Genomic DNA, 24817 nt, shown 5'->3' with positions numbered 1-24817 from the left:
TTGGACACAGGGGCCGCCGCCCGCTCTCATACCGTGACCGCGGCGGCTGACCGCGGCAGCGCTCAGTGGCCCAAGAGGCCGTTCCCCATGACCGAAGGGGCAACGGTCGACAGCCGGGTGTAGACACCGGGCGCCTCGGGACGGCCGCAGCCGCTGCCCCACGAGACGATGCCAATGAGCCGGCCGCCCGCGACCAGGGGGCCGCCACTGTCCCCCTGACAGGCGTCCCGCCCACCATTCGGAGCCCCGGCACAGAGCATCGTGCCCTTCATGTACCGGCCACGCAGTCCCCCCGGATAGGCCCGTTCACAGGCTCCGTCCGACAGCACGGAGACACGCGCCGCATGCAGCGTGGGCGAATAGCCGCCGCCGCCTGTGGTGTCGCCCCAGCCGTAGACAGTGGCTTCTGTGCCCGGCGTGTACACGCCCTCCCCCGCCGTCGCGACCGGAAGCACACTGGCCTCGGGCAGGGCCTCCGAGAGGGTCAGGACGGCCAGGTCGGCGCTGTTCGTGGCCTGGTCGTAGGCCGGCGAGACCGAACTGGAGTGCACCGCGACCTCCCGTCCGCCCGGCCCGTCCAGCGCGGACCGGCCGGAGATGACGCGCAGATCGCGCACGGCGCTCACCTCCCTGCCCAGCACGGCCGGGCTGAGGCAGTGAGCGGCGGTCATCACCTTCGTGGGCGCCACGACGACGCCCCCGCAGAACTGCCCCGCCCGCTTTGGGCCGAACCGGTCACGGCTGGACAGGGCGACGACCCAGGGACTCTCTTCGGCTCTCACCTCGAAGCCGCCGACGACCACACGGTCGGCGGCTGCGGGTGCGGGCAGAGCCACTGGTGTCAGGACTGCGGCGGCGACGAGGGCCGGAACCCCGGCCATTGCTCGGGCGGTGGGGCGACGCATACGGCCTCCTGACTCTGCGTGGACGATGTGCACTCAGAGTGGTGCAGAGCGCCGCCGACCGCACCGCGAAAGAACCTGGACACGACAAAGGGCCCCGGTCCCCGTGGGGACCGGGCCCTTTGCCGGCATTGCCCGCGAGGGCGTGCCGACGACCTAGTCGAGGTAGTCCCGCAGCACCTGCGAGCGCGACGGGTGACGCAGCTTCGACATCGTCTTGGACTCGATCTGACGGATGCGCTCACGCGTCACGCCGTAGACCTTGCCGATCTCGTCGAGAGTCTTCGGCTGACCGTCGGTGAGACCGAAACGCATCGAGACGACGCCCGCCTCACGCTCGGACAGGGTGTCCAGGACGGAGTGCAGCTGCTCCTGGAGGAGCGTGAAGCTGACCGCGTCGGCCGGCACGACCGCCTCGGAGTCCTCGATGAGGTCACCGAACTCGCTGTCGCCGTCCTCGCCGAGCGGTGTGTGCAGCGAAATGGGCTCGCGGCCGTACTTCTGGACCTCGATGACCTTCTCGGGGGTCATGTCGAGCTCCTTGGCCAGCTCCTCCGGGGTGGGCTCGCGGCCCAGGTCCTGGAGCATCTGGCGCTGCACGCGCGCGAGCTTGTTGATGACCTCGACCATGTGCACCGGGATACGGATGGTGCGGGCCTGGTCGGCCATGGCGCGGGTGATCGCCTGACGGATCCACCAGGTGGCGTACGTGGAGAACTTGTAGCCCTTGGTGTAGTCGAACTTCTCGACGGCACGGATCAGACCGAGGTTGCCCTCCTGGATCAGGTCCAGGAAGAGCATGCCGCGGCCGGTGTAGCGCTTGGCCAGCGAGACGACCAGTCGGAGGTTGGCCTCCAGCAGGTGGTTCTTGGCGCGGCGGCCGTCCTCGGCGATGATCTCCAGCTCGCGCTTGAGCTTGGGGGCGAGCTTGTCCGAGTTCGCCAGCTTGTCCTCGGCGAACAGGCCCGCCTCGATGCGCTTGGCGAGCTCGACCTCCTGCTCGGCGTTGAGGAGCGGGACCTTGCCGATCTGCTTGAGGTAGTCCTTGACCGGGTCGGCGGTGGCACCGGCGACAGCGACCTGCTGAGCGGGCGCGTCGTCCTCGTCGTCGTCGGAGAGGACGAAGCCCTTGCTCTCGCCCTCGGTCTCCTCTTCATCACCCTTGCCGCCGGGCTGGACCTCGTCGAGCAGCTCCTCGCCCTCGACGATCTCGTCGGCGTCCTTCTTGCCTGCGGTCTTCTTCGTCGCCGCCTTCTTGGCGACGGTCTTCTTCGCCGCGGTCTTCTTCGCCGCCGTCTTCTTTGCGGCTGTCTTCTTGGCGGGAGCGGCGGCCGCCGACTCGTCCGCCGTGACATCGACGGTCTCGGCCGACGGCGCCGCGGTGGCAGCGACGGTCTTCGCCGGAGCCGTCTTGGCGGCGACGGTCTTGGTGGCGGTGCGCTTTGCCGGGCTCTTCGCTGCGACGCTCTTGCGGGCGCGCTTCGGCGACTCCGCTGCACTGACCATCAGCGTCACACCCTCTTCCTCGAGGATCTGGTTGAGGCTGCGCAGAACATTCTTCCACTGGGTTGGCGGAATCTGGTCAGCCTCGAAGGCCCGACGCACGTCATCGCCGGCGATCTGCCCATCAGCCTTTCCCCGCTCGATGAGCGCCATCACAGACTCGGACTCGGCGATCTCCGGCGGGAGCGTACGGGATGTGCTGGCCGACACGAACAACCTCTCGGAACGATGGAAAACGGCTTCCGGCCCCGCCCATGATCGGGCCGGAGCCGACGACCACCGGGCTGCGGATGTGCCGGTGGCGCGGGCGGAACCTCGGAGCTGTCACAGCGCCGTCCATGGCGGCTGTATTCCCTCCTCGGCTGTCACCTCTTAGGTCATCGCACGGTTTCGAGGAGTGTTACGCCCAATCCGCGTGGCCCGAGTCACACCCCATATGCCATGAAACGGCCAGATGGGGGCGTTCATCGCACAGCATGTCGTCGGATCTCGGCAGAATCCGGCGACACGCTGTGCGTACGCCTCCGCACTCCCGCCCGCCGCGGCGGTCAGTGCTCGCGCGGGGCGGGGACCACTCGCTCCACTTCCGGGTGAACCGTGAGCAGCTGCCGCATGGCCGATTCGGCGGCCTGCGAGTCGCCGGAGGCGAGCGCTTCGGCGATACGGGCGTGCTGGGCCACGGCGGCCTCCGTAGGCCGCTCACAGCCCGTGACCGGCCCGCCGGAGACCTGGAGGGCGGCGGAGACGATCCCCGACAGGTGCTCCAGCATGCGGTTGCCGGCGAGCTGGATGAGCAGGGAGTGGAACTCGGCGTCCGCCCGCGAAAAGGTGAGGCCGTCACCCTGAGTCAGGGCGTGCCCCATGATCTCGACCATGTCGGCCAGTCGCTGCTGGACGTCGTCGCGGCCGTGCCCGGCGGCGAGGCGGGCGGCGAGCGGCTCGATGGTCCAGCGCAGCTCGTTCAGCTCTCGGCGCTGGTCGTCGCGCTGGGGGCCGAAGGCGCGCCACTCGATGATGTCGGGGTCGAGCAGGTTCCAGTCGCTCACCGGGCGCACGCGGGTGCCGACATTGGGCCGGGCACTGACCAGGCCCTTGGCCTCGAGGACACGCAGGGACTCGCGGACGACGGTCCGGGAGACCTCGAAACGCTGGCCGATCTCCTCGGGGACGAGCGGACGGTCGGCGCCGAGGTCGCCGGAGACGATCATCTGCCCCAGTTGCTGGACGAGTTGGCCGTGCAGACCACGGCCGCGGCTGCCTGCCGCCCGGCGGGCGACCCGGCCCAGCTCCGCGTCCGCGCCTTCCCAGGAGGGAGGGCCGACGCGGTCGGCGCCCGGCGACTCCGCGTAGGGGTATCGGTGGAGTTCGCCCGGGCCTGCGAGGCCGGTCTCGGAGGGGCGGGCGGCGGTCATCATGGTGTGCGCAAGGGTACTCACGCATCCTTTGTCGGCTCCGCTTCCGAGCCCCTTGAGGTCTTTGGTGAAAAGCACACGAAAGGGTGATCGGCGCTCGCGCCGTAATTGACGCCTTATCGTAAGGAATCGGGCAGCCTCAAGGAAGTTGCGGGCAGTTGACGCCCGACCGGTCGACCTTGACCACCAAGACGCACGGCGTCGAACCGTCATGAACAGATGCGCGCAGATCGGGACCGACAACGACCAACACCAGGGCCGCTCCGACAGGTTGCCCCACCATTTGGATCGGCGCCGCCGCCGACCACCGCTCCGCCTCACGAGGCAAACGCAGCCACACTGCGGCCGGCCGAAACCAGCACCAGTGCAAGCAGTTTCACGGGCTCGAACCCCAAGTCGGCTTCACGGGCTCGACTCCCAAGTCTGTGCCATGGGCGAGACGCAGGGCCTGGACGCCGACCGCCACCGCCAGCCGCGCGCACGCCGGCCTCGCATGCGGGATCCGCGACCCCGTGGAGGCGGTTGCCCTGGCTGTACGTGCCGCCGCGGCCGCACGCAGGGCGCCGGTCAGCCGGGTCACGGCGTCGTCCGGGATCAGACCTCGGGACGCAGCATCGGAGGGTTGAGCAGAGTGGCCCCGCCGGCCCGGAACAGCTGGGCGGGCCGGCCACCCTGCCGGGTCGTCGTGCCGCCCGCCGGCACCAGGAAGCCCGGCGTACCGGTCACCTTGCGGTGGAAGTTGCGCGGGTCGAGGGCCACACCCCACACCGCCTCGTACACCCGGCGCAGCTCTCCGACCGTGAACTCCGGCGGGCAGAATGCCGTGGCCAGCGAGGAGTACTCGATCTTGGAACGGGCACGCTCCACGCCGTCCGCCAGGATCAGCGCATGGTCGAAGGCGAGCGGACCCTGCTGCTCGTCCTCGCGCGCGAATCCGTTCTCCTGGCCGAGCAGTTCTTCCACGGGTGCCCAGCGGACGCTGTTCGCGTCGCCACCGGCGCGCGGGGCCGGCAGGTCCGGGGCGAGAACGAGGTGCGCGACGCTGACCACACGCATACGCGGGTCGCGCTTGGGGTCTCCGTAGGTGGCGAGCTGCTCCAGGTGCGCCCCGTTGGCCGGCGCCGGGGAGGCGGGGTCATGGGCGCACAGTCCTGTCTCCTCGGAGAGCTCACGCGCCGCCGCGGCCGCCAGGTCCTCGTCCGCCCGGACGAATCCTCCGGGCAGCGCCCATCGCCCCTGGAACGGCGGCTCACCTCGGCGTACAACCAGCGCACAGAGGGCGTGGCGACGCACGGTGAGCACGACCAGGTCGACGGTGACAGCGAAGGGCGGAAAGGCCGACGGGTCGTAGGGAGACATGCCGCGATCATAGTCGTCTGCCTGACGATAAACACAGCCTTCCTGATGTGCGGCACAGGTTCCTTCGCCCCGTCCCGGCAGGGCGACGCACATGCCGCCGCGCTGGGCAGGGCCCAGGTCATGGGCGTCATCGCCCGCTCCCGCTGCCCCGCTGCCCGCTGCGCCTGCGCACGCGCACGCGCACCTGGACGCTTCCCGAGGCGGGCCGGTTACGGGAGACAGCACCCGGCCCACGGGCAGCACGGGCGGCACGGGCGGCACGGGCGGCACGGGCGGCACGGGCGGCAGAACGAACCTGGGCGCGGCGCCTGCGGTGATGGGGCCGCTCATTGCCGGCGGCCGTCGCCCCCGTCGGGTGATCGGCCGATGACTGCTCGCCGGAGACTTCCCGGTGATCAACGGCCGGGCGCTCTTCGCCTGGTGCTGCCGCTACGACCGCCGAAGTACCGCTCCCGGTCGGCCAGTCCTGCTCCTGACGCAGACAGTGCCGCAACGTCTCGGGATCGAGCCCCTCGTTGCAGGCCTGGTGGAGCAGACGCGCGAAGACGTACTCGGGGTCGGCGTGGAGAGCGAGGCCGAGGGCGACCCGGGCCGCGGGCTCGTCGCCGAGTGACCACGACACCCATCCGGCGAGAGTCAGCGGCGCGGCGGCATGACTGGCGTAGCTTCCGACGCAGCGCCGGGACAGAGCACGCCACAGCCGAAGCGCGGGACCCGCGTCCGGGCCCTCCATCCACTGAGCTGCGCGATCCCTGGTCCGGCGGTCCTGAAGACCAAGGATCAGCTCTGCGGCCTCCTCGTGGGAGATGAGCCGGTCGTCCATCCCATCGCCCTCGTCCGATGCGGCAGCCTGTGGTGTCCGCGGAGCCTGTGCCAGTCGGCCCAGCACCCTTCGGGCGAGCTCCAGGGTGTCCGCCGCGAGGCGCCGACGCCCCTGCTCGTCCAGAATCCGGGGCACGAGGGCTGTGCCGGCCTGGTCGAGGGCCAGCTGCTGCTCCGCTGCCGCCCCATCGGTCCAGGGCACCAGCCGAGTCTCCATCTCCCGCAGACTGCCCCGCACTTGAATGCCCGCGTAAGCAGCGGCCGCGGCCATCACGGAGGTGCCGGGGAGGGCGAGCGGCGTCCCGTCGGGCGGGCAACACCGCGCGTCGGGGCAGCAATAGGACCAGAAGCGGCCGTCGGAGATGCACAGCGCCTCGTACACGGGCACATCGAGGGCCCCACAGGCGGTGCGCAGCCGCTGGGCGAGCGGGCGGAGCCGCTCCATCACGCGCAGTCCGCTCTCGCCGTGGGCCGGCTCCTGGCAGAGGAAGACGACGATCCCGTCCGGGCGTGTCCCGCGGCGCTCGCTGCCGTGGATCAGGCACTCGGCGAGCTGCTGGGCCACCGGCTCCCATTCGCGGGGCGAGCAGGGAATGCCGAGCCTGAGCCGACCGCCGAACCGTCCTCGCCCTCCGTGCAGGGCGACCAGCACAATCGAGTCGCTCGGGTGGAAGCCCATCATGTACGGGAGGGCGTCGGCCAGTTCGGCCGGGCTGCGCAGGGTGATCTGCTGGTCGTCGGCGGATCCGGCGGCGAAGTCGTGGTGCTTGTTCATGGCAGGACCGTCTCGCGGACCGGCGACCTGCCGCGACCCCTGTGGATAACGTTATCCACAGGCTGTCGGGCTCGTTCGCGCTTTGTCGGTGCCATCGGGTTGCATGGGGCCATGACCAACGCAGACCGTGCGGAGCTCAGGGCCGCCGCCGATGCCGTACTCGCACGACTCGTCAGTGACCCCTCGGGCTCCGCCCGCCTGCGCGAGGATCAGTGGCGGGCGATCGAGGCGCTCGTTGCCGACAAGCGCCGGGCCTTGGTCGTCCAGCGCACTGGCTGGGGCAAGTCCGCGGTCTACTTCGTCGCCACGTCGCTGCTGAGGGCGGCCGGCAGCGGACCCACGGTGATCGTCTCACCGCTGCTGGCGCTCATGCGCAACCAGGTCGAGGCCGCGGCCCGGGCAGGCATCCGGGCCCGCACGATCAATTCCTCCAACACGGAGGAGTGGGAGTCCGTCCAGGCCGAGATCGTGGCCGGCGATGTGGATGTGCTGCTGGTGAGTCCGGAGCGGCTGAACAATCCGGACTTCCGTGATCAGGTTCTGCCCCGGCTCGCGGCGGCGACCGGTCTGCTGGTGGTGGACGAGGCGCACTGCATCTCCGACTGGGGCCACGATTTCCGGCCGGACTACCGCAGGCTGCGCACAATGCTCGCGGACCTGCCGACCGGTGTCCCGGTGCTCGCGACGACCGCCACGGCCAACGCCCGCGTGACAGCGGATGTCGCGGAGCAGCTGGGCACCGGCGCGGGCACCGACGCTCTGGTGCTGCGGGGCCCTCTCGACCGGGAGAGCCTCAGCCTGAGCGTGCTGCAGCTTCCCGACGCGGCACACCGGCTCGGCTGGCTCGCCGATCACCTCGGTGAGCTGCCAGGGTCCGGGATCATCTACACCCTGACGGTGGCGGCGGCCGAGGAAGTCACCGCATATCTGCGCCAGTGCGGTCACACCGTGGCCTCCTACACCGGCCGCACGGAGAACGCGGATCGCCAGCAGGCCGAGGACGACCTCCTCACCAACCGCGTGAAGGCGCTCGTCGCAACGTCCGCGCTCGGTATGGGGTTCGACAAACCCGATCTCGGATTCGTCGTGCACCTCGGTTCTCCCTCCTCCCCCATCGCCTACTACCAGCAGGTGGGCCGGGCGGGCCGCGGAGTGGACCACGCAGAGGTGCTGCTGCTGCCCGGCAAGGAGGACGAGGCGATCTGGCAGTACTTCGCCTCGGTCGCCTTTCCGCCGGAGGAGCTCGTGCGGCGCACGCTGGATGTGCTCGCCCAGGCCGACCGGCCGCTCTCGCTGCCCGCGCTGGAGCCGCTGGTCGAGCTCCGGCGCACACGGCTGGAGACGATGCTGAAGGTGCTGGACGTGGACGGTGCCGTGCGCCGGGTCAAGGGCGGCTGGACGACGACCGGTCAGCCGTGGTCCTACGACACGGAGAGGTACGCCTGGGTCGCCCGGCAGCGTGCGGCCGAGCAGCAGGCGATGCGGGACTACGTCCGGTCCACCGGCTGCCGGATGGAGTTTCTGAGGACGACGCTGGACGACGAGGAGGCCTCGAGGTGTGGCCGCTGTGACAACTGCTCCGGCGCGCGGTTCAGCGACAAGGTGTCCGCAGCGGCGCTCGACGCGGCGCGCGGGGAGCTGGGCCGCCCCGGCGTCGACCTGGAGCCGCGGAAGATGTGGCCGACGGGTCTGGCAGCTGTGGGCGTGAGTCTCAAGGGCCGTATCCCCGAAGGTGAACAAGCTTTCACGGGACGGGCACTCGGGCGCCTGTCGGACATCGGCTGGGGTAATCGCCTGCGCCCCATGGTCGCGCCTCAGGCACCGGACGCTCCGGTCCCCGACGACATGGTGGGCGCGGTGGTGACCGTGCTCGCCGACTGGGCCAAGGGACCGGGCGGCTGGGCTTCCGGCGCCGTCGACGCCCCTGCGCGGCCGGCGGGGGTCGTGACCGTCGCGTCCCGTTCACGGCCCAGGCTGATCGGCTCGCTCGGCGGCCGTATCGCCGAGGTCGGGCGGATGCCCATGCTCGGTTCGGTCGAGTACGCGCCGGAGGCTCTGGATTCGCGCTTCTCCCGCACCAACAGCGCCCAGCGGGTCCGCGCCCTGCACGAGGCGTTCGTGGTGCCACCGCAGCTCGCTGAAGCCGTGGCAGGCGTCGACGGCCCCGTGCTCCTGATCGATGACTACGCGGACAGTGGCTGGACTCTGGCGGTGGCCACGCGCCTGCTGCGCCGTGCGGGAGCAAAGGGCGTATTTCCCCTGGTTCTTGCCGTCCAGTCCTGACGGGGTCGGTGGGGGCGCGTGGAAGCAAGGAAGAAGGGAAGGATATGAGCCTCATACCCGCCGATTCCCGTCGGTCACGCCAAATTGCTCGTTGCCGCATCCTCACGCGCCAGGAAGAATTGAACTGCTCCCCGCGCAGGCCTGTTTGGCTCTGAGGGCCCTGTTGCGGTGCGCCCTCACCCGACCCTGCCCGCACTGTGGGCGCGTATGCGAAGGGAGGACCGTGACCTTCGGATTCGCTTCGTCCGCAGCCACCTCGATCACCGCATCGGCCAACTCGGCCAGCCGCCTCGCTCGGCTGCTCGAGCCCGCCGAGTGGGCGGCAGCAGGAATCCCGCTGCTGCGCAATCCGCGCGAGGTGGTCAGCGGGTTGCACGGCCGGCACCGCCCGGTGCCTGCGACCGCCGTCGTCGCCGTACTCGATCACGAGGAGCGGCTGGCCGCGAGCGCGTCGTTCTCCCGGCATGCGGTTCCGGTGGACGGCTGGGAGTTCCGCAATGCGCTGCTCGCCCATCTGCGTCGCGTCATCCCGCACGACCTGCGCCGTCGGACCCCGGTGCGCACAGCGGTCCTGCTCTACTGCCGTGAGGGCGACGAGCGTTGGACCGAAGAGGACGGGGCCTGGATGTGGGGACTGCGCGACGCCTGCACGCTGCACGGGTTGCGCTGCGGCGCGTACATCACTTTGACACGTGGCGGCTGGCAGGTGCTGGGCGAAGGTCGTGGTGGCCGACAGCCCAGCTCGACGTCGCCCCCGGGCCGTCTGGCCGATGTCGGCATGGAGGCCGACCCCGTTCCGCTGCGCACGGCCGGCGGAGCGGTGGACGCGCTGCGGCGCACCGCTGCTCGCTGACAGGTCATCCACCGGCTGCCCGTGGTCAGGGCAGCCGGGTCACGACCGGACCTTCGGTCCGCGACCGCTGAACGGTGTCAAACGCCTGCGCCGAAGGCGCTGTTGATCCGCTTCGGGTCACCGCACACGATCAGGAGTGCGGAGGCCTTCGCCATGGCCTTCGGCAGCGCTCGGGCGGCGGAGTCGTCGCCCCCGTTCACCGCGACGACCACGACGGGACGGGCGGAAGCCCGTTCCACCGAGGCCGCGGCCGCGTAGAACACGTCGTCACGGGCATCGTGCTGGGCCCAGTAGGCGGACTCGCCGAAGGACAGCTCGTGAGCCGCCCACGGATGCAGCTCGCCCATGGTGAGGACCAGGATGTCGCCGGGCGCGCGCCCGGAGTCGAGCAGCAGGTCGACCGCCTCGCCGGCGGCGTCCAGGGCACCGTCCGCCGGAGCGGGGATGAGCTGGATCTGCGGTCCGGAACGATTCTCCTTCCGGGGTGACGGCGGCTTCCCCGCCGCCGGCGGGCGCTGCGCGGGGGATGCGGGCCTGGCCGGACCAGGTCCCGGATGTCCGGGACGCGGCGAGGCCGCGGAACGCGGACCGGGTACAGGACGAGGGGTCGGCGTGGGGCGGCCTGCGGCCGGTGTCACGCGGGGACCCTGGGCGCTCTCGTGAATCTGAGGCTCCTCGGGAATGAGAGGCATGGGTGGATGTCTATCAAATGCCGGTGTCGACGGCATCGGCGGGTGGGCACAAAAGTGCGACCCGGCTGTTGGCAGGGCGGGGTCAGAAGTCGAAGCCGAGCTGGCCCCCGTCTTCCAGTGCGGCCGCCTCCGGTGAGAGGCGGACCTTCTTGAGGTGCCGCCACTGGGGCAGCGCGTCCAGGTAGGCCCAGGAGAGCCGGTGGTACCGGGTGGGTCCCAGCTCCCTCAGAGCCGCCTTGTGCATGGGCGAGGGATATCCGGCGTTCTCGGCGAAGCCGAAAACGGCGAACTCCTCCTGGAGAGCGGCCATCATGGCGTCCCTGCGAACCTTGGCTATCACCGATGCCGTGGCCACGGAAACGCACGACTGATCACCCTTGATCACCGTACGCACTCGCCAGGGCACTCCCAGGTAGTCGTGCTTGCCGTCGAGAATGACGGCGTCGGGACGCACGGGCAGACCGTCGAGAGCCCGGACTGCGGCGAGCCGCAGTGCAGCGGTCATCCCGAGGTCGTCGATCTCCTCGGGCGACGCATGACCGAGAGCGTGGGCGGTGACCCAGGACTCCAACTCGCCCGCAAGCTCCGTGCGGCGCTTCGGGGTGATGAGTTTGGAGTCGGTGAGCCCGGCAGGCGGTCTGCGGAGTCCGGTGATCGCCGCACAGACGGTCACCGGCCCTGCCCATGCCCCACGACCGACCTCGTCGATGCCTGCGACGATCTTGGCGCCCGTGGTCGCCCGGATCGAGCGCTCGACTGAGTGAGTAGGTGGTTCGTACGGCATGGCGCCAGCAAGGTTACGCCGCTGGAGGGGCCCAGCGACACCCGGATACCCCTAGGGCTCTCCGCACCACCCGTCAGCGGGAGCCCGGCCGCAACAGGGGCACCATGACCTGGTCGATCATCCGAGCGATGTCCTCGTCCGGCCATTCGCTTCCGCACACTTTCGAGCGGTACATCAGCAAGCCGGGGATGACGTCGAAGACCAGGTCGCACGTGGCGTCGGCGCGCACGTCGCCCCGCGCCACCCCGCGGCGGACCACTTCCCGGAAGAGGCGGTTGGACGGTTCGACGACGCGGTTCACGATCACGCCGTGGAAGCGCTCGGCGGATGCGGTGTCGCACTCGTGAATCACTGATCGCAGCGCCATGCCCGAGCGGGAGAACATGGCATCCCGGACCCGGCAGCAGAGCTGGTAGAGATCTTCGCGGATGCCGCCGTGGTCGGCGGCCTCGTCCAGCGCCGGCAGCCCCGCTTCCAGTGCGTCCGCGACCAGGTCCTCCTTCGACGGCCAGCGGCGATAGACGGCCGCCTTGCCGGTCTGGGCCCTCGAGGCGACGCCCTCCATCGTGAGCCCTCCCCAGCCGACCGTGCTGAGCTGCTCCAGGGCGGCTTCCAGGATCGCTCGTTCCAGCACGAGCCCTCGCCGGCGCAGCGGAACCGGCGGGGCCTGCGCACCAGGGGAACAGCGCGAAGTGGCCATCTTGTTCTCTCCGTTGGGGACTGGAGGTCTAGTGAACGCTTGCGTTCACTGACGGGGATTCTCTACGGTTGACGGAAAAGTGAACGGATTCGTTCACTAACTCATGTGTGGGGGACTTGACGTGACAACCTCTCAGTTGACGGCTCCGGACAAACCCGCCGCGGCCCGACGGCAGGGCCGCCCCGGGATCGCTCTCGCGGTGATAGCGGCTCTCCAGCTCATGGTGGTCCTCGACACCACGATTGTGAACATCGCGCTCCCGCACATCCAAGGAGCACTCGAGTTCACCACGACCCAGCTCTCGTGGGTGGTGAACGCCTACACGCTCACCTTCGGCGGCCTGCTTCTGCTCGGCGGCAGAGCGGGCGACATACTCGGCCGGCGCCGCGTCTTCGTCTTTGGCGTGCTCCTGTTCACGGCCGCCTCGCTGTTGTGCGGCATCGCCCAGGAGCCGTGGCAGATGCTGGCCGCACGCGCCCTTCAGGGCGTGGGTGGCGCCATCGCCTCTCCGACCGCGCTCGCCCTCATCACCACGACCTTCCGGGAAGGCCCGGAACGCAACCGTGCGTTCGGCATCTTCGCTGCCGTGTCGGCCAGCGGCGCGGCGATCGGCCTGCTGGCAGGCGGCATGCTCACCGAGTGGCTCGACTGGCGCTGGGTGTTCTACGTGAACCTGCCCATCGGTGTCCTGATCGCGGTCCTCGCTCCCGTCTTCATCAATGAGTCCGAGCGCCATTCAGGCCGGTTCGACGTCTCCGGCGCGCTCACCTCGACAGTGGGCATGGCGTCCCTGGTCTACGGCTTCATCCGGGCGTCCGAGGACGGCTGGCGCGACGGGTTGACCCTGAGCGCGTTCGGCGTGGCCGCTGTCCTGCTCACCGCGTTCGTCCTGATCGAGCGCAGGGCGAGGGAGCCGATCACGCCGCTGCGCATGTTCGCCGACCGCAACCGCTCGGGCACGTACGTGATCATGATGAGCCTCTCGGCCGCCATGTTCGGAATGTTCTTCTTCATCGTGCTCTTCGTCCAGAACGTGCTGGGGTACAGCCCCATCACCTCCGGCCTGGCCTTCCTGCCGGTCACCGTGATGATCGTGACCGCCGCCGGGATCTCCTCGAAGCTGTTGCCCGTCCTCGGCCCCAAACCCTTCCTGATCGTGGGTGCCGTGCTCACCGGTGGCGGTATGGCGTGGCTGACCGGGATCAGCCCGGACACCTCTTACCTCGGAGGGATCCTGGGCCCGATGCTGCTGTTCGGCTTCGGCATGGGGCTCGTCTTCGTCACCGCGACGCTGACAGCTGTCTCGGGTGTGGCGCAGCACGAGTCGGGTGCGGCCTCCAGTCTGCTCAACGCGACGCAGATGGTCGGTGGCTCCCTCGGGTTGTCGATCCTCATGACCGTCTTCGGGACCGCCGGCCGGACCGAGGGCGAGCGACAGCTTCCCTCGTTCCTCGCCGAGTCGACTCCCGCCCAGAAGGAGGCGTTCGCCACGACGCACGAGCTTCCGCCGCCGTGGGGGCACCAGGTGCTCGCCGAGGGAATCTCCACCGCCTTCTGGGCCGGTGTGGGACTGGTCGGGCTCGCCGTCCTGGCCGCCGTCGCCGTCATCCGGGTCCGCAAGAGCGACCTCGAAGCGCTGAGCGGCACGGCCAAGCCGGGCGCACACGCGGGATAGGCCGGGCCACGCGAACCGGTCCTGGTCGCCGGGTACCGGCCGTGCGGGACGGCCGGTACCCACAGGAGCGACCGGATCCGGTCAGCCCGGGCCCTCGGGCAGCCAGCCCGGAAGCGCTTCGGTCCGCTCCAGCCAGTGGGCGGGCGGCCGGCCCCCCTTGCCCGCCGCGACCACTCCACAGGCGATCGCGCACGTGGTGTCGACGTCCCCGCCGACTTGCGCGGTCGTCCAGAAGGTCTGCTCGAAGTCTCCGAGTGACCGTGCGGCGGACCACAGCGCGAACGGCACGGTGTCATGGGCGCTGGTGCGCCGGCCGCTGCCGAGCACGGCCGCCACGGTGCCGGCGTCGTCGTAGTCCAGCATGTCCCGGGCCCGTCGCAGCCCCGCCCCGACAGCGCTGCGAGGAACCAGGGCGATCACACCGTCCAGAAGCTCGGTGGGCTCCGGGGGCCCGGCCGGCCGGGCGGCCAGGGCGGCCGCCGCTGCCACCGCCATGGCCCCGACGACCGCCTCTCGGTGCTGATGGGTCGTGTAGGACGAGATCTCGGCCTGGTGGGTCGCCTGCTCGGGATCGTCCGCGTACCAGGCCCCGAGCGGGGCGATCCTCATCGCCGAGCCGTTGCCCCACGAGCCCTGCCCGTTGAAGAGAGCGGCGGCCAGCTCGCGCCAGTCGCCTCCCTCCCTGATCAGCCTGAGCATCCGGTTGACGGCGGGGCCGTAACCACGGTCGAAATCGTGGTGCTCCGCGAACGAGCGGGCCAGCGCGTCCTGGTCCACACGATGGTGCTCGGCGAGCACCGCCAGCACCGAACAGGCCATTTCGGTGTCGTCGGTCCACTGCCAGCTGGCCGGTGGCAGCTCGCGCCGCTTCAGCAGGGGATAGTTCGAAGGTACGAAGAACTGGGAGCCCAGGGCGTCTCCCACGGACAGTCCGCGCAGGCTGTCCAGGGCGCGTGCGAAGCGCCGGTCGCGAGAGGAGTCAGCGGTCATCTTCCCGCCACTCTATCCCGGTGACGCCGTACGGCTCGGGGGTCCGCCAGCGCTCGAACGGGCGGTCCAAGGCGTAGCGCCCGTCGTCGCGCAGGTGCAGTATCCGGGTCTCCCCGTTGCCCGGATTGGCGAGTGACTCGAATTCCGCCACCGACCAGTGGAACCAGCGCATGCAGAACAACCGCATGGTGAGCCCGTGAGTGACCAGCAGGACGTTGGGCGGATGATCGGGCGCTTCGAAGCTGCGGTGCAGGCTCTCCAGGAACGCCCCGACGCGGTCGTACACATCGGCACCGGACTCGCCCTGAGCAAAGCGGTAGAAGAAGTGGCCGTACGCGTCGCGGTACGCCTTCTGCAGGCGGACGTCGTCCCTGTCCTGCCAGTTGCCCCAGTCCTGCTCCCTGAGCCTCGGCTCCTCCCTGACCCTCACGAGCTCCGGATCGAGCCCGAATGCCTGGAGGGTCTCGTGGGTCCGGCGATAGGGAGAGACGTAGACGCTGACACGCTCGCGGCCGAAGATCTCCCGAAGCCGCCGCCCGGTCTGCTCCGCCTGCGCCAGCCCCCGAGCCGTGAGGTGGAGCGCATGATCGGGCTCGCGCTCGTAGACCGTGTCGTCGGCGTTGCCCACCGATTCCCCATGCCGGACAAGGACGATGCGTCGCGGTCGTGCCATGGGACGACCCTAGGCCCGTCCGTCAGCGACCGACGGGCCACCCCGAGTCCATCCGGCGTATCCGTCCGGCGAAGCGCCGCCGACGCCGGCCCCGTGCAAGAAGTCGACAAGAGCACCCCCGTGAAAGAGCGGCAGGACGCCGCACCGGTTAACGCAACTGTTGTCGCATTACCCATGAGTGTGCCACCATGAAGGCCACTAACGCAACAGGAGTAGCAATTGACTGAGAAGGCACCGCCTCCGGGCACCCAGCGCCCCGGCGGCCGCACCGCCCGCACCCGAGCGGCCGTCCGGGACGCCGTCCTCACCGGCCTCGGCGAGCACGGCTACCCGGGCCTCACCGTCGATTACGTCGCCGCGCATTCGGGTGTGCACAAGACGACGCTCTATCGCCGGTGGGGAGGCGTCGAGGAGCTGGTCGCCGATGCGCTCGACCTCGCCGGGGAGGACAGCTGGACACCGCCGGACACGGGCAGTCTGGAAGGGGATCTTCATGCGCTCGCACAGGAGGTCGCCGAATCCTTCGACGACCCGGCAGCGTCCGCAGCGCCTGCCGCGTTCGTCGCGGCGGCCTTCCGGTCCCCGCGCGCGGCCGATGCTCTGCGCGCCTTCTACGCGGAGCGATTCAGACGGTCGGCGGCTGTCGTCGAGCGAGCGGTCGCCCGGGGCGAAGCGCCCGCGGACTCCGACGCGGGCGACGTCGTGCGAGCGGTGTCCGCACCCTTGTTCTTCCGGCTCTTCATCACCCGTGAGCCGGTGGACCCGGCTTTCGCCGACCGGTCGGCCGCAGCGGCGATCGCGGCACTCCGCGCCGGTGTCTTCTCGGCCCACGGATCGACACAGGCACCGGCATCCACCCAACCGCCGGCAGACACCGGAGCCTGATCAGACGGTCCAGGACGGCTCCAGCTCCACGACGTCCCCGGCCAGTGCGGAGACGTCGGCCTCGGTCTGCGCGCGCAGGAGCAGCCGCTCGATGCGCTCCCTGCGGTACTTGCCGTGCTCCGCTGCCGCCAGCCACATGGACAGCACCAGGAATTCGTTCTCCGGTGCCTCACCGAACAGTCCGCGCACCATCCCCGGCGACCCGGCCATCGCGGGGTTCCACACCTTCTCCTGCATGAGCGAGAAGTGCTCGACCCGGTCCTCGCGGACACGGCAGTGGGCTACCCGCACCACGTCCGCGTCCGAGAAGCGCGGCTCGAACCCCGTCTTCACGTCGAAGCGGTAGTCGAAGAGCTTGGCGTGGATGTCCTTGTACGTGCCCGACTGCCCCGCCGCCAGCCGGTCGTGGGACCGCGCCATGAACGAGTCGTAGAAAGGGCGGCTCTCCCAGAAGGCGAACACATGGGCGACATTGGGCCGTATCCGGCTCCAACCGCCGCCCTGCCCCCGGAATCCCGGCTCACCCAGCAGCCCCGCCCATTTCCGCTGCCCCCGCTCGAACCCTCGACGGTCCACCACGATGCAGCGAGTCCACTTGACCAGCACCGCGCCATCGTACGGCCCGGACCAGGAGGCCGTTCCCCGTCGGCGGGAGTGCATCCACGCGTGCGACAGTGCGCTGGTCATGCACCGATCCGCCATGTTCCGTGCCGTGATCCCGTACCGCCCGGGCGCACCGGTGGCCGCCTCGCCGCATCCCCCACTGAGCGACTACGGTCAACTCCCGTAGGAATGAAGGACGTTACGGGGAGGAGAGATCCGGTGAGCAGCCTCAGCAAGGGGGTCCGGAAGGCCGAGGTGGCACTCAAGTGGGACCCGAGTCCCATGGGGGAGCCGCCCCACGACCTCGACCTCGTGGCAGCGACGTATCGCGCCGATGCCGCGCGTGAGCCGGCGTACGTGGTCCATTTCGACAGCAGGTCGCCGGACGGGACGATCATCCTGGCCCGGGACAGCAAGACGGGCCAGGGGTTCGGCGCCGACGAGGTCATGACGCTGGAGTTCGACCGGCTGGCGCCGGTGTACGAGCGTGTCGTCGTGGGGGTCGTCATTCAGCAGCGCGCCGGCCGGAAGGTGTTCGGCGACGTCGCCAACACGCTGGTACGGGTCCTGGAAGGGCACGAGGAGCTGGCGACGTGCGACTTCGCCGCGGTCGCACAGTCCACTGCGGCCGTCATCTGCGAGTTCACGCGCGGTGCGGCCGGGAACTGGCAGTTCCACCCATCCGTGCGCGGCTTCGACACGGCCCCTGAGGCCTTTGTCGGCCTGATGAGCGGCTGACGGCGGGCCGCCCCGCACGAGGCCCCGGGCAAGCCGCGGACACGCGAAGGCGGGGAGACCTCCTGGGAGGTCTCCCCGCCCTCAGCGCATCGGCGGGTCCGCTGCCCGTCGTGTCACACCGGCCGCGTCATGGCGAGTGTCGTGCCGGCCGTGTCAGCTGCAGCCGCTGGTGGAGCCGCAGCCCTCGCAGATGTAGCAGGAGCCCGCCCGCTGCATCTTCGTTCCGCACGAGAAGCAGAGCGGTGCGTCGGCGCTGATGCCGAGCTGCATCTCGACCAGCTCGGCCGAGGTGTGCGCCTGCTTCGGAGCCGGGACCTCCGCCTTCGGGGGGGCGACGGCCTTCAGTTCCTGCTGGCGCGGAGCGGACTGCGCGAGGCCCTCGACGTCGACCTCGTCGTCGGCAGGCTCGTAGGAGCCGGTCTCCAGGTGACGCTGGCGCTCCTCCGCCGAGTGGATGCCGAGCGCGGAGCGCGTCTCGAAGGGCAGGAAGTCCAGCGCCAGGCGGCGGAAGATGTAGTCGACGATCGACTGTGCCATCCGCACGTCCGGGTCGTCCGTCATACCGGCCGGCTCGAAGCGCATGTTGGTGAACTTCGAGACGTACGTCTCGAGCGGAACGCCGTACTGCAGACCCACCGAGACGGCGATGGAGAAGGCGTCCATCATGCCCGCGAGGGTGGAGCCCTGCTTCGACATCTTCAGGAAGACCTCGCCGAGACCGTCGTCCGGGTAGGAATTGGCGGTCATGTAGCCCTCTGCGCCACCGACGGTGAAGGAGGTGGTGATGCCGGGCCGGCCCTTGGGGAGGCGCTTGCGGACCGGGCGGTACTCGACCACCTTCTCGACCGCCGCGCGGATCGTCTCCTCGGCCCTCTCGGTGACCTCGGCCTTCGCGGCGCTGCCGATGTCCTTCTTCTTCGCGGAGAGCGGCTGGCCGACCTTGCAGTTGTCGCGGTAGATCGCGAGCGCCTTGACGCCCATCTTCCACGCCTCGAAGTAGATCTCCTCGACCTCCTCGACGGTCGCCGACTCCGGCATGTTGACCGTCTTGGAGAGCGCGCCGGAGATCCACGGCTGGATGGCCGCCATCATGCGGACGTGGCCCATCGCGGAGATGGAGCGCTCGCCCATGGCGCAGTCGAAGACCTCGTAGTGCTCGGTCTTCAGGCCGGGCGCGTCGATCACGTTGCCGTGCTCGGCGATGTGGGCGACGATCGCCTCGATCTGCTCCGGCTGGTAGCCGAGGCGGCGCAGGGCCTGCGGCACGGTGCCGTTGACGATCTGCATCGAGCCGCCGCCGACCAGCTTCTTGAACTTGACCAGCGCCAGGTCCGGCTCGAGGCCGGTGGTGTCGCAGGACATCGCGAGACCGATGGTGCCGGTCGGGGCGATGACGGACGCCTGGGAGTTGCGGAAGCCGTTCTTCTCGCCGAGACGGATCACATCCTGCCAGGCCTCGGTGGCCGCGGCCCAGATCGGCGTGTCGAGGTCGTCCATGCGGACGGCCTTGGCGTTGGCGTCGGCGTGCTGCTTCATGACGCGCTGGTGCGGCTCGGCGTTGCGGGCATAGCCGTCGTAGGGGCCGACGACCGCGGCGAGTTCGGCGGACCGCTTGTAGGACGTGCCGGTCATCAGGGAGGTGATGGCTCCGGCGAGAGCGCGGCCGCCGTCGGAGTCGTACGCGTGGCCGGTCGCCATGAGGAGGGCGCCGAGGTTGGCGTAACCGATGCCGAGCTGGCGGAAGGCGCGCGTGTTCTCACCGATCTTCTGCGTCGGGAAGTCCGCGAAGCAGATCGAGATGTCCATCGCGGTGATGACCAGCTCGACGACCTTGGAGAAGCGCTCGACGTCGAAGGACTGGTGGCCCTCGCCGTTGTCCTTGAGGAACTTCATGAGGTTCAGCGAGGCGAGGTTGCACGAGGTGTTGTCCAGGTGCATGTACTCGCTGCACGGGTTCGAGCCGTTGATGCGGCCGGACTCGGGGCAGGTGTGCCAGTGGTTGATCGTGTCGTCGTACTGGATGCCCGGGTCGGCGCATGCCCAGGCGGCCTCGGCCATCTTGCGGAAGAGCGCCTTGGCGTCGACCTCCTCGATGACCTCGCCGGTCATGCGGGCACGCAGACCGAACCTGCCGCCGGACTCCACGGCCCTCATGAACTCGTCGTTCACGCGGACCGAGTTGTTGGCGTTCTGGTACTGGACGGACGTGATGTCGTCGCCGCCCAGGTCCATGTCGAAGCCCGCGTCACGCAGCGCGCGGATCTTCTCCTCTTCCTTGACCTTGGTCTCGATGAAGTTCTCGATGTCGGGGTGGTCGACGTCGAGAATGACCATCTTGGCCGCGCGGCGGGTGGCACCGCCGGACTTGATCGTTCCTGCGGAGGCGTCGGCACCCCGCATGAACGAGACCGGACCGGAGGCGTTGCCGCCCGACGACAGCAGCTCCTTGGAGGAGCGGATACGGGAGAGGTTCAGGCCGGCGCCGGAGCCGCCCTTGAAGATCATGCCCTCTTCCTTGTACCAGTCGAGGATCGACTCCATGGAGTCGTCGACGGACAGGATGAAGCAGGCGGAGACCTGCTGCGGCTGCGGCGTGCCGACGTTGAACCACACCGGAGAGTTGAAGCTGAAGATCTGGTGCAGCAGGGCGTACGCGAGCTCGTGCTCGAAGATCTCCGCGTCGGCGGGCGAGGCGAAGTAGTGGTGGTCCTCGCCGGCCTTGCGGTACGTCTTCACGATCCGGTCGATGAGCTGCTTGAGACCGGTCTCGCGCTGGGGGGTGCCGACCGCCCCGCGGAAGTACTTGCTGGTGACGATGTTGACCGCGTTCACCGACCAGAAGTCGGGGAACTCGACGCCACGCTGCTCGAAGTTCACCGAGCCGTCACGCCAGTTCGTCATGACGACGTCACGGCGCTCCCAGACCACCTCGTCGTAGGGGTGCACGCCGGGGGTGGTGTGGATCCGCTCGATACGCAGGCCCTTGCTCGCCTTGGCTCCCTTGGTCCGGGACCCTCGTGCCGGGCCGCTCGTCGTCTCGGTCATGCCGCCTCCCATATACGGGCAAAAACGCCCTGAAGTGCCCAGTTCTTCCCGTGGCACTGCTTGTGTCTGTTGTCCTGGAGCGCTGCCCAGCGCCCGGGACAGGTCGTGTGCCGCCCGGTAGCGGGTGGGATCCGTGACGCACGGCTCCGCCCGCTCGGCGGGTGCCGCTCAGTCGGCGGCGGTGGCGGGGACGGGGACCTCGACAGCCCCGTCGCTCCGCTCCTGTGCAGGTGGCCGTTCGCCGCGCAGTTCGGCGATGGCGGCCTCGAAGTCCTCGAGTGAGTCGAACGCCCGGTAGACGGACGCGAACCGCAGGTACGCGACGAGGTCGAGTTCCTGCAGGGGGCCGAGTATGGCCAGACCCACGTCGTGGGTGGTCAGCTCGGCACTGCCGGTGGCGCGCACCACTTCCTCGACCCGCTGGCCGAGCTGAGCGAGGGCGTCCTCCGTGACCGGCCGCCCCTGGCACGCCTTGCGCACGCCGGAGATGACCTTGGTACGGCTGAAGGGCTCCGTCACACCGCTGCGCTTGATCACCATCAGCGACGCGGTCTCCACCGTCGTGAAGCGACGGGAGCAGTCGGGGCACTGCCGGCGGCGTCGGATCGACGTTCCGTCGTCGGTGGTCCGACTGTCGACGACGCGGCTGTCGGGGTGCCTGCAGAAGGGACAGTGCATGGCTCCCAACCCCTCCTTCACAGCACGACCGAATAGCCTCAACTGGCTCGCCGAGCCCCCCGAAGCAGCCACAAGCATAGGCGATGGCCCGAGCTCCGACGGACCGGGGACCACAACTTCTGGGTGGCAGTCACAATCCAACCACTAGATCTGGGGTCCGGCCGCCTTTTTGGGCCGTAGAGCGTGTCGCGTGTGCCCGCTGCGGAACCGGCCGCGTACGCGCCGTATGGCACGCGCTCACGGAGGGCACACGACGCGCCGAGCGCGGGCGCCGGGGGCGCGGCGCCGGGCGTCGATCACGAGCGAGTGCCAGACTGAAGCGGGCCCGGCCCCCTCGCCTTCGGCGGCGGAGGCTACCGTAGATCCTCTCGGCGGCCCATTTTTCCGGCGTTCGCACATACACCCATCGGCGTTCGCACATACACCCAGCTGAGCGGCCACGTCAGGCAATCCGCGATTTTTCACTCGAACGTGTGTTTGGCGCAACCTTTCGAAACCAACTACCGTTGTCCAGCTAGGGAGACCATTCGAGAGGGGCCGACGTGACCACCACCGCTGACAGTGCCGCCATCACTGCCCAGGACCGCTCCCAGAACCGATTCGAGCCGGTGCATGCCATGAATGACGCAGCCACGACCCCGGAGGGGCCCAAGCCCACCCGCTCGATGCCCGGCCGACCTCCAGGGATCCGTGCGGACAGCTCCGGCCTCACGGACCGGCAGCGGCGTGTCATCGAGGTGATCCGCGACTCTGTGCAGCGGCGGGGTTACCCGCCGTCCATGCGCGAGATCGGCCAGGCCGTCGGGCTGTCCAGCACCTCGTCCGTCGCCCATCAGCTCATGGCGCTGGAGCGCAAGGGCTTCCTGCGCCGCGACCCGCATCGCCCTCGCGCCTACGAGGTCCGCGGCTCCGACCAGCCCAGCACCCAGCCGACGGACACCACGGGCAAGCCCGCCGCCTCCTATGTGCCGCTGGTCGGCCGGATCGCCGCCGGTGGCCCGATCCTCGCCGAGGAGTCCGTGGAAGACGTCTTCCCCCTCCCCCGCCAGCTGGTCGGCGACGGCGAGCTGTTCGTGCTCAAGGTCGTCGGTGACTCGATGATCGAGGCCGCCATCTGCGACGGCGACTGGGTGACCGTGCGCCGCCAGCCCGTCGCGGAGAACGGGGACATCGTCGCCGCCATGCTGGAGGGCGAAGCCACCGTCAAGCGTTTCAAGCGGGAGAACGGCCATGTCTGGCTGCTTCCGCACAACGCCGCGTACCAGCCCATCCCCGGTGACGAGGCGACCATCCTCGGCAAGGTGGTGGCAGTGCTTCGGCGCGTCTGACTCGCCGGCTCGGACCGGACCCCGGGACCCACTGCGCCGGTCCCGGGGTCCTGCTGCGTCCTCACCAGCGGGCTCCTGTGGCGCGCCCCGGAGGCTGCCGCGGCTCCCCCGGGGCGATGCCGGACCTCGCGCTACTTGCCTTCCGCCTTGGCCGCCGCATCGATCGCGGCCAGCGACCGGCGCACCTGGTTGCGGTCCGTCGTGTACCAGAAGTCGGGCAGTGAGGCCCGCAGATAGCTGCCGTACCGAGCGTTGGCCAACCGCGGATCCAGTACGGCCACCACTCCGCGGTCCCCCGTGGCTCGCACCAGACGGCCGGCGCCCTGTGCCATCAGAAGGGCCGCATGCGTCGCGGCGACGGCCATGAAGCCATTGCCTCCGGCCTCCTCCACCGCCTTCTGCCGCGCACTCATCAACGGGTCGTCCGGCCGGGGGAACGGAATCCGGTCCATGACCACCAGCTGGCACCCGGGACCCGGGACATCGACGCCCTGCCACAGGGAGAGCGTGCCGAACAGGCACGTGTCCGGATCGGCGGCGAAGGTCTTGATCAGCTCGCCGAGCGTCTCCTCGCCCTGCAGCAGGATCGGCTTGTCGAGCCGCCCCCTCAGCTCCTCCGCAGCCGTCTTGGCGGCCCGCATGGACGAGAACAGCCCCAGAGTGCGCCCGCCCGCTGCCTCCACCAGCTCGGCCAGCTCGTCCATCATGTCGCCGCGCGAGCCTTCACGGCCGGGCGTCGTCAGGTGCCGGGCGACGTAGAGGATGCCCTGCTTGGGGTAGTCGAAGGGCGATCCGACGTCGAGCCCCTTCCACTGCGGCACCTCCTCTCCCCCGGTGCCCTCCGGAGCGAGCCCCAAGGACGCCCCCACACCGTTGAAGTCGCCGCCGAGCTTGAGCGTCGCGGACGTGAGCACAACAGACCGCTCCGCGAACAGCTTCTCGCGCAGCAGCCCGGAGACCGACAGCGGAGCCACCCGCAGGGACGCGCCGTAGCGGTCGTGCCGCTCGTACCAGACGACGTCGTACTCCGAGCCGAGCGTGATGCGCTCGGCAACGGCGTGGATGTTCTCGACGGAGGCAAGCGCCTGCTTGCGCACCGCGTCCTCGTCCTGGACCGACTTGTCCCGAGTGGAACCGAGCGCGCTGATCACCGTACGTGAGGCGTCCCGCAGGGCCAGGAGGGCGTAGCCCAGGTCCTCGGGGATCTCCTCGAGGCGGCCGGGAAGCGCGAGCTCCATGACGCGCTCGAACGTCTCCGACGCGGTCTGGAGCGCGTCCGCCGCCTTCTCGTTGACCAGCTTCGCCGCGCGGCGCACGGCACGGTTGACCTGGCCGGGGGTGAGCTCGCCGGTGGCGACTCCCGTCACGCGCGAGACCAGTTCGTGCGCCTCGTCGACGATCAGAACCTCGTGCTGCGGCAGCACCGGGGCGCCCTCGATGGCGTCGATCGCGAGCAGCGCGTGATTGGTGACCACGACGTCGGCGAGCTTCGCCCGCTCCCTGGCCATTTCGGCGAAGCACTCCGCGCCGTAGGCGCACTTGGAAGCCCCGAGGCATTCGCGGGACGAGACGGACACCTGGCTCCAGGCACGGTCGGAGACGCCGGGCGTGAGATCGTCGCGGTCGCCCGTCTCGGTCTCGTCCGCCCAGTCCCGCATGCGCAGGAGGTCCTGGCCCAGCTTGCTCGTCGGCGCGGCGGCTTCGAACTGGTCGAAGAGGCCCTCCTCCTCGTCCTGCGGCGCGCCTTCGTGCAGCCGGTGCAGGCAGAGGTAGTTGGAGCGGCCCTTGAGCATGGCGAACTCGGGCCGCCGGCGCAGCAGGGGATGAAGCGCGTCGACGGTGCGCGGAAGATCGCGCTCCACCAGCTGGCGCTGCAGCGCGAGAGTGGCCGTGGCGACCACCACCCTCTCCCCGTGCGCAAGAGCCGGGACGAGATATCCCAGCGACTTTCCGGTGCCGGTGCCGGCCTGGACCAGAAGGTGGGAATCGTCGTCGATGGCCTCGGCCACGGCCTCGGCCATGGTGACCTGGCCTGGCCGTTCCACCCCGCCGACGGCGGTGACGGCGGCGTGGAGGAGCTCGGGGAGGGATGGCTTCGTCATAGCCCGACCACCCTA

Annotated in this window: 20 protein-coding genes; 6 read left to right on the top strand and 14 right to left on the bottom strand. The window is 69.8% G+C overall.

The features are described 5' to 3' along the window. Positions 1–62: 62 nt before the first annotated feature. From ACLB9X_RS29385 to ACLB9X_RS29365, 5 genes are all read right to left on the bottom strand, one after another. Positions 63–905 (bottom strand): S1 family peptidase, encoded by an 843-nt coding sequence (locus tag ACLB9X_RS29385; protein ID WP_410363448.1) that lies wholly within the window; start codon positions 903–905, stop codon positions 63–65. 153 nt (positions 906–1058) lie between these two features. Then, positions 1059–2615 carry an RNA polymerase sigma factor gene (locus ACLB9X_RS29380; RefSeq protein ID WP_410363447.1) on the bottom strand — a complete coding sequence of 519 codons (1557 nt, stop codon included), beginning with the start codon at positions 2613–2615 and terminating at the stop codon, positions 1059–1061. A 338-nt stretch (positions 2616–2953) separates the two neighbouring features. Further along, positions 2954–3841, bottom strand: coding sequence for a FadR/GntR family transcriptional regulator (locus ACLB9X_RS29375; RefSeq protein ID WP_410363446.1), 888 nt, complete (start codon positions 3839–3841; stop codon positions 2954–2956). Between the two features lie 570 nt (positions 3842–4411). Beyond that, positions 4412–5176: an NUDIX hydrolase gene (locus tag ACLB9X_RS29370; RefSeq protein ID WP_410363445.1), complete on the bottom strand. Its 765-nt coding sequence runs from the start codon at positions 5174–5176 to the stop codon at positions 4412–4414. Positions 5177–5303: 127 nt separating this feature from the next. Beyond that, positions 5304–6773: a DUF4192 domain-containing protein gene (locus ACLB9X_RS29365; RefSeq protein ID WP_410363444.1), complete on the bottom strand. Its 1470-nt coding sequence runs from the start codon at positions 6771–6773 to the stop codon at positions 5304–5306. Between the two features lie 111 nt (positions 6774–6884). Between ACLB9X_RS29365 and ACLB9X_RS29360 the strand changes: the two genes are divergently transcribed. Then, positions 6885–9056 carry a RecQ family ATP-dependent DNA helicase gene (locus ACLB9X_RS29360; protein WP_410363443.1) on the top strand — a complete coding sequence of 724 codons (2172 nt, stop codon included), beginning with the start codon at positions 6885–6887 and terminating at the stop codon, positions 9054–9056. A gap of 223 nt (positions 9057–9279) precedes the next feature. Next, a complete protein-coding gene (locus ACLB9X_RS29355) occupies positions 9280–9909 on the top strand; it encodes a hypothetical protein (protein WP_410363442.1) in 630 nt (209 codons plus the stop codon). Between the two features lie 77 nt (positions 9910–9986). Here the strand turns inward: ACLB9X_RS29355 and ACLB9X_RS29350 are convergent, their stop codons facing one another. The 3 genes from ACLB9X_RS29350 to ACLB9X_RS29340 all read right to left on the bottom strand — a co-directional run bounded on the left by ACLB9X_RS29350 (position 9987) and on the right by ACLB9X_RS29340 (position 12085). Next, positions 9987–10601 (bottom strand): hypothetical protein, encoded by a 615-nt coding sequence (locus ACLB9X_RS29350; protein ID WP_410363441.1) that lies wholly within the window; start codon positions 10599–10601, stop codon positions 9987–9989. An 82-nt stretch (positions 10602–10683) separates the two neighbouring features. After that, positions 10684–11385 (bottom strand): ribonuclease HII, encoded by a 702-nt coding sequence (locus tag ACLB9X_RS29345; RefSeq protein ID WP_410363440.1) that lies wholly within the window; start codon positions 11383–11385, stop codon positions 10684–10686. 73 nt (positions 11386–11458) lie between these two features. Continuing rightward, a complete protein-coding gene (locus ACLB9X_RS29340) occupies positions 11459–12085 on the bottom strand; it encodes a TetR/AcrR family transcriptional regulator (protein WP_410363439.1) in 627 nt (208 codons plus the stop codon). A gap of 121 nt (positions 12086–12206) precedes the next feature. Between ACLB9X_RS29340 and ACLB9X_RS29335 the strand changes: the two genes are divergently transcribed. Further along, on the top strand, positions 12207–13760 hold the full coding sequence (locus tag ACLB9X_RS29335; RefSeq protein ID WP_410363438.1) for an MFS transporter: 1554 nt from the start codon (positions 12207–12209) through the stop codon (positions 13758–13760). A gap of 81 nt (positions 13761–13841) precedes the next feature. Here ACLB9X_RS29335 and ACLB9X_RS29330 read toward each other — a convergent pair whose 3' ends face one another. Both ACLB9X_RS29330 and ACLB9X_RS29325 read right to left on the bottom strand, forming a co-directional pair. Further along, on the bottom strand, positions 13842–14750 hold the full coding sequence (locus tag ACLB9X_RS29330; protein ID WP_410363437.1) for an ADP-ribosylglycohydrolase family protein: 909 nt from the start codon (positions 14748–14750) through the stop codon (positions 13842–13844). After that, positions 14740–15423 (bottom strand): histidine phosphatase family protein, encoded by a 684-nt coding sequence (locus ACLB9X_RS29325; protein WP_410363436.1) that lies wholly within the window; start codon positions 15421–15423, stop codon positions 14740–14742. Before ACLB9X_RS29325 ends, ACLB9X_RS29330 begins: the two co-directional genes overlap by 11 nt. A gap of 219 nt (positions 15424–15642) precedes the next feature. On the opposite strand from ACLB9X_RS29325, the gene ACLB9X_RS29320 reads away from it, so the two are divergent. After that, positions 15643–16308, top strand: coding sequence for a TetR/AcrR family transcriptional regulator (locus ACLB9X_RS29320; RefSeq protein WP_410363435.1), 666 nt, complete (start codon positions 15643–15645; stop codon positions 16306–16308). Here ACLB9X_RS29320 and ACLB9X_RS29315 read toward each other — a convergent pair whose 3' ends face one another. Further along, on the bottom strand, positions 16309–16914 hold the full coding sequence (locus ACLB9X_RS29315; protein ID WP_410363453.1) for a YdbC family protein: 606 nt from the start codon (positions 16912–16914) through the stop codon (positions 16309–16311). A 216-nt stretch (positions 16915–17130) separates the two neighbouring features. On the opposite strand from ACLB9X_RS29315, the gene ACLB9X_RS29310 reads away from it, so the two are divergent. Next, positions 17131–17649: a TerD family protein gene (locus tag ACLB9X_RS29310; RefSeq protein ID WP_410363434.1), complete on the top strand. Its 519-nt coding sequence runs from the start codon at positions 17131–17133 to the stop codon at positions 17647–17649. A gap of 153 nt (positions 17650–17802) precedes the next feature. On the opposite strand, the gene ACLB9X_RS29305 is transcribed toward ACLB9X_RS29310, so the two are convergent. Together ACLB9X_RS29305 and nrdR are read right to left on the bottom strand one after the other, a co-directional pair. Further along, entirely contained in the window at positions 17803–20694 is a 2892-nt protein-coding gene (locus ACLB9X_RS29305; protein ID WP_410363433.1) for a vitamin B12-dependent ribonucleotide reductase, read from the bottom strand. A 168-nt stretch (positions 20695–20862) separates the two neighbouring features. Beyond that, entirely contained in the window at positions 20863–21372 is a 510-nt protein-coding gene (nrdR, locus tag ACLB9X_RS29300) for a transcriptional regulator NrdR (RefSeq protein WP_410363432.1), read from the bottom strand. A gap of 542 nt (positions 21373–21914) precedes the next feature. Here nrdR and lexA point away from each other — a divergent pair. Beyond that, positions 21915–22700 (top strand): transcriptional repressor LexA, encoded by a 786-nt coding sequence (gene lexA / locus ACLB9X_RS29295; protein WP_410363431.1) that lies wholly within the window; start codon positions 21915–21917, stop codon positions 22698–22700. Positions 22701–22831: 131 nt separating this feature from the next. Here the strand turns inward: lexA and ACLB9X_RS29290 are convergent, their stop codons facing one another. Beyond that, the gene (locus ACLB9X_RS29290; protein WP_410363430.1) at positions 22832–24802 is read right to left on the bottom strand and encodes an ATP-dependent DNA helicase; all 1971 of its coding nucleotides are present in this window, start codon (positions 24800–24802) and stop codon (positions 22832–22834) included. Positions 24803–24817: the final 15 nt, after the last annotated feature.

Origin of the sequence: Streptomyces sp. 5K101, assembly GCF_046506645.1 — a bacterium.
Taxonomy (GTDB): Bacteria; Actinomycetota; Actinomycetes; order Streptomycetales; family Streptomycetaceae; genus Streptomyces.
Note: the sequence above shows the minus strand (reverse complement) of the source record. Positions and strands in the feature narration are given on the sequence as shown.

Bases quoted from the DNA above. Each gene is read 5' to 3' on its own strand.
- ACLB9X_RS29365 (WP_410363444.1), bottom strand. From the start codon at position 6,773: ATGAACAAGCACCACGACTTCGCCGCCGGATCCGCCGACGACCAGCAG.
- ACLB9X_RS29330 (WP_410363437.1), bottom strand. From the start codon at position 14,750: ATGACCGCTGACTCCTCTCGCGACCGGCGCTTCGCACGCGCCCTGGAC.
- ACLB9X_RS29345 (WP_410363440.1), bottom strand. From the start codon at position 11,385: ATGCCGTACGAACCACCTACTCACTCAGTCGAGCGCTCGATCCGGGCG.
- nrdR (WP_410363432.1), bottom strand. From the start codon at position 21,372: ATGCACTGTCCCTTCTGCAGGCACCCCGACAGCCGCGTCGTCGACAGT.
- ACLB9X_RS29370 (WP_410363445.1), bottom strand. From the start codon at position 5,176: ATGTCTCCCTACGACCCGTCGGCCTTTCCGCCCTTCGCTGTCACCGTC.
- ACLB9X_RS29350 (WP_410363441.1), bottom strand. From the start codon at position 10,601: ATGCCTCTCATTCCCGAGGAGCCTCAGATTCACGAGAGCGCCCAGGGT.
- ACLB9X_RS29305 (WP_410363433.1), bottom strand. From the start codon at position 20,694: ATGACCGAGACGACGAGCGGCCCGGCACGAGGGTCCCGGACCAAGGGA.
- ACLB9X_RS29290 (WP_410363430.1), bottom strand. From the start codon at position 24,802: ATGACGAAGCCATCCCTCCCCGAGCTCCTCCACGCCGCCGTCACCGCC.
- ACLB9X_RS29340 (WP_410363439.1), bottom strand. From the start codon at position 12,085: ATGGCCACTTCGCGCTGTTCCCCTGGTGCGCAGGCCCCGCCGGTTCCG.
- ACLB9X_RS29385 (WP_410363448.1), bottom strand. From the start codon at position 905: ATGCGTCGCCCCACCGCCCGAGCAATGGCCGGGGTTCCGGCCCTCGTC.
- ACLB9X_RS29360 (WP_410363443.1), top strand. From the start codon at position 6,885: ATGACCAACGCAGACCGTGCGGAGCTCAGGGCCGCCGCCGATGCCGTA.
- ACLB9X_RS29325 (WP_410363436.1), bottom strand. From the start codon at position 15,423: ATGGCACGACCGCGACGCATCGTCCTTGTCCGGCATGGGGAATCGGTG.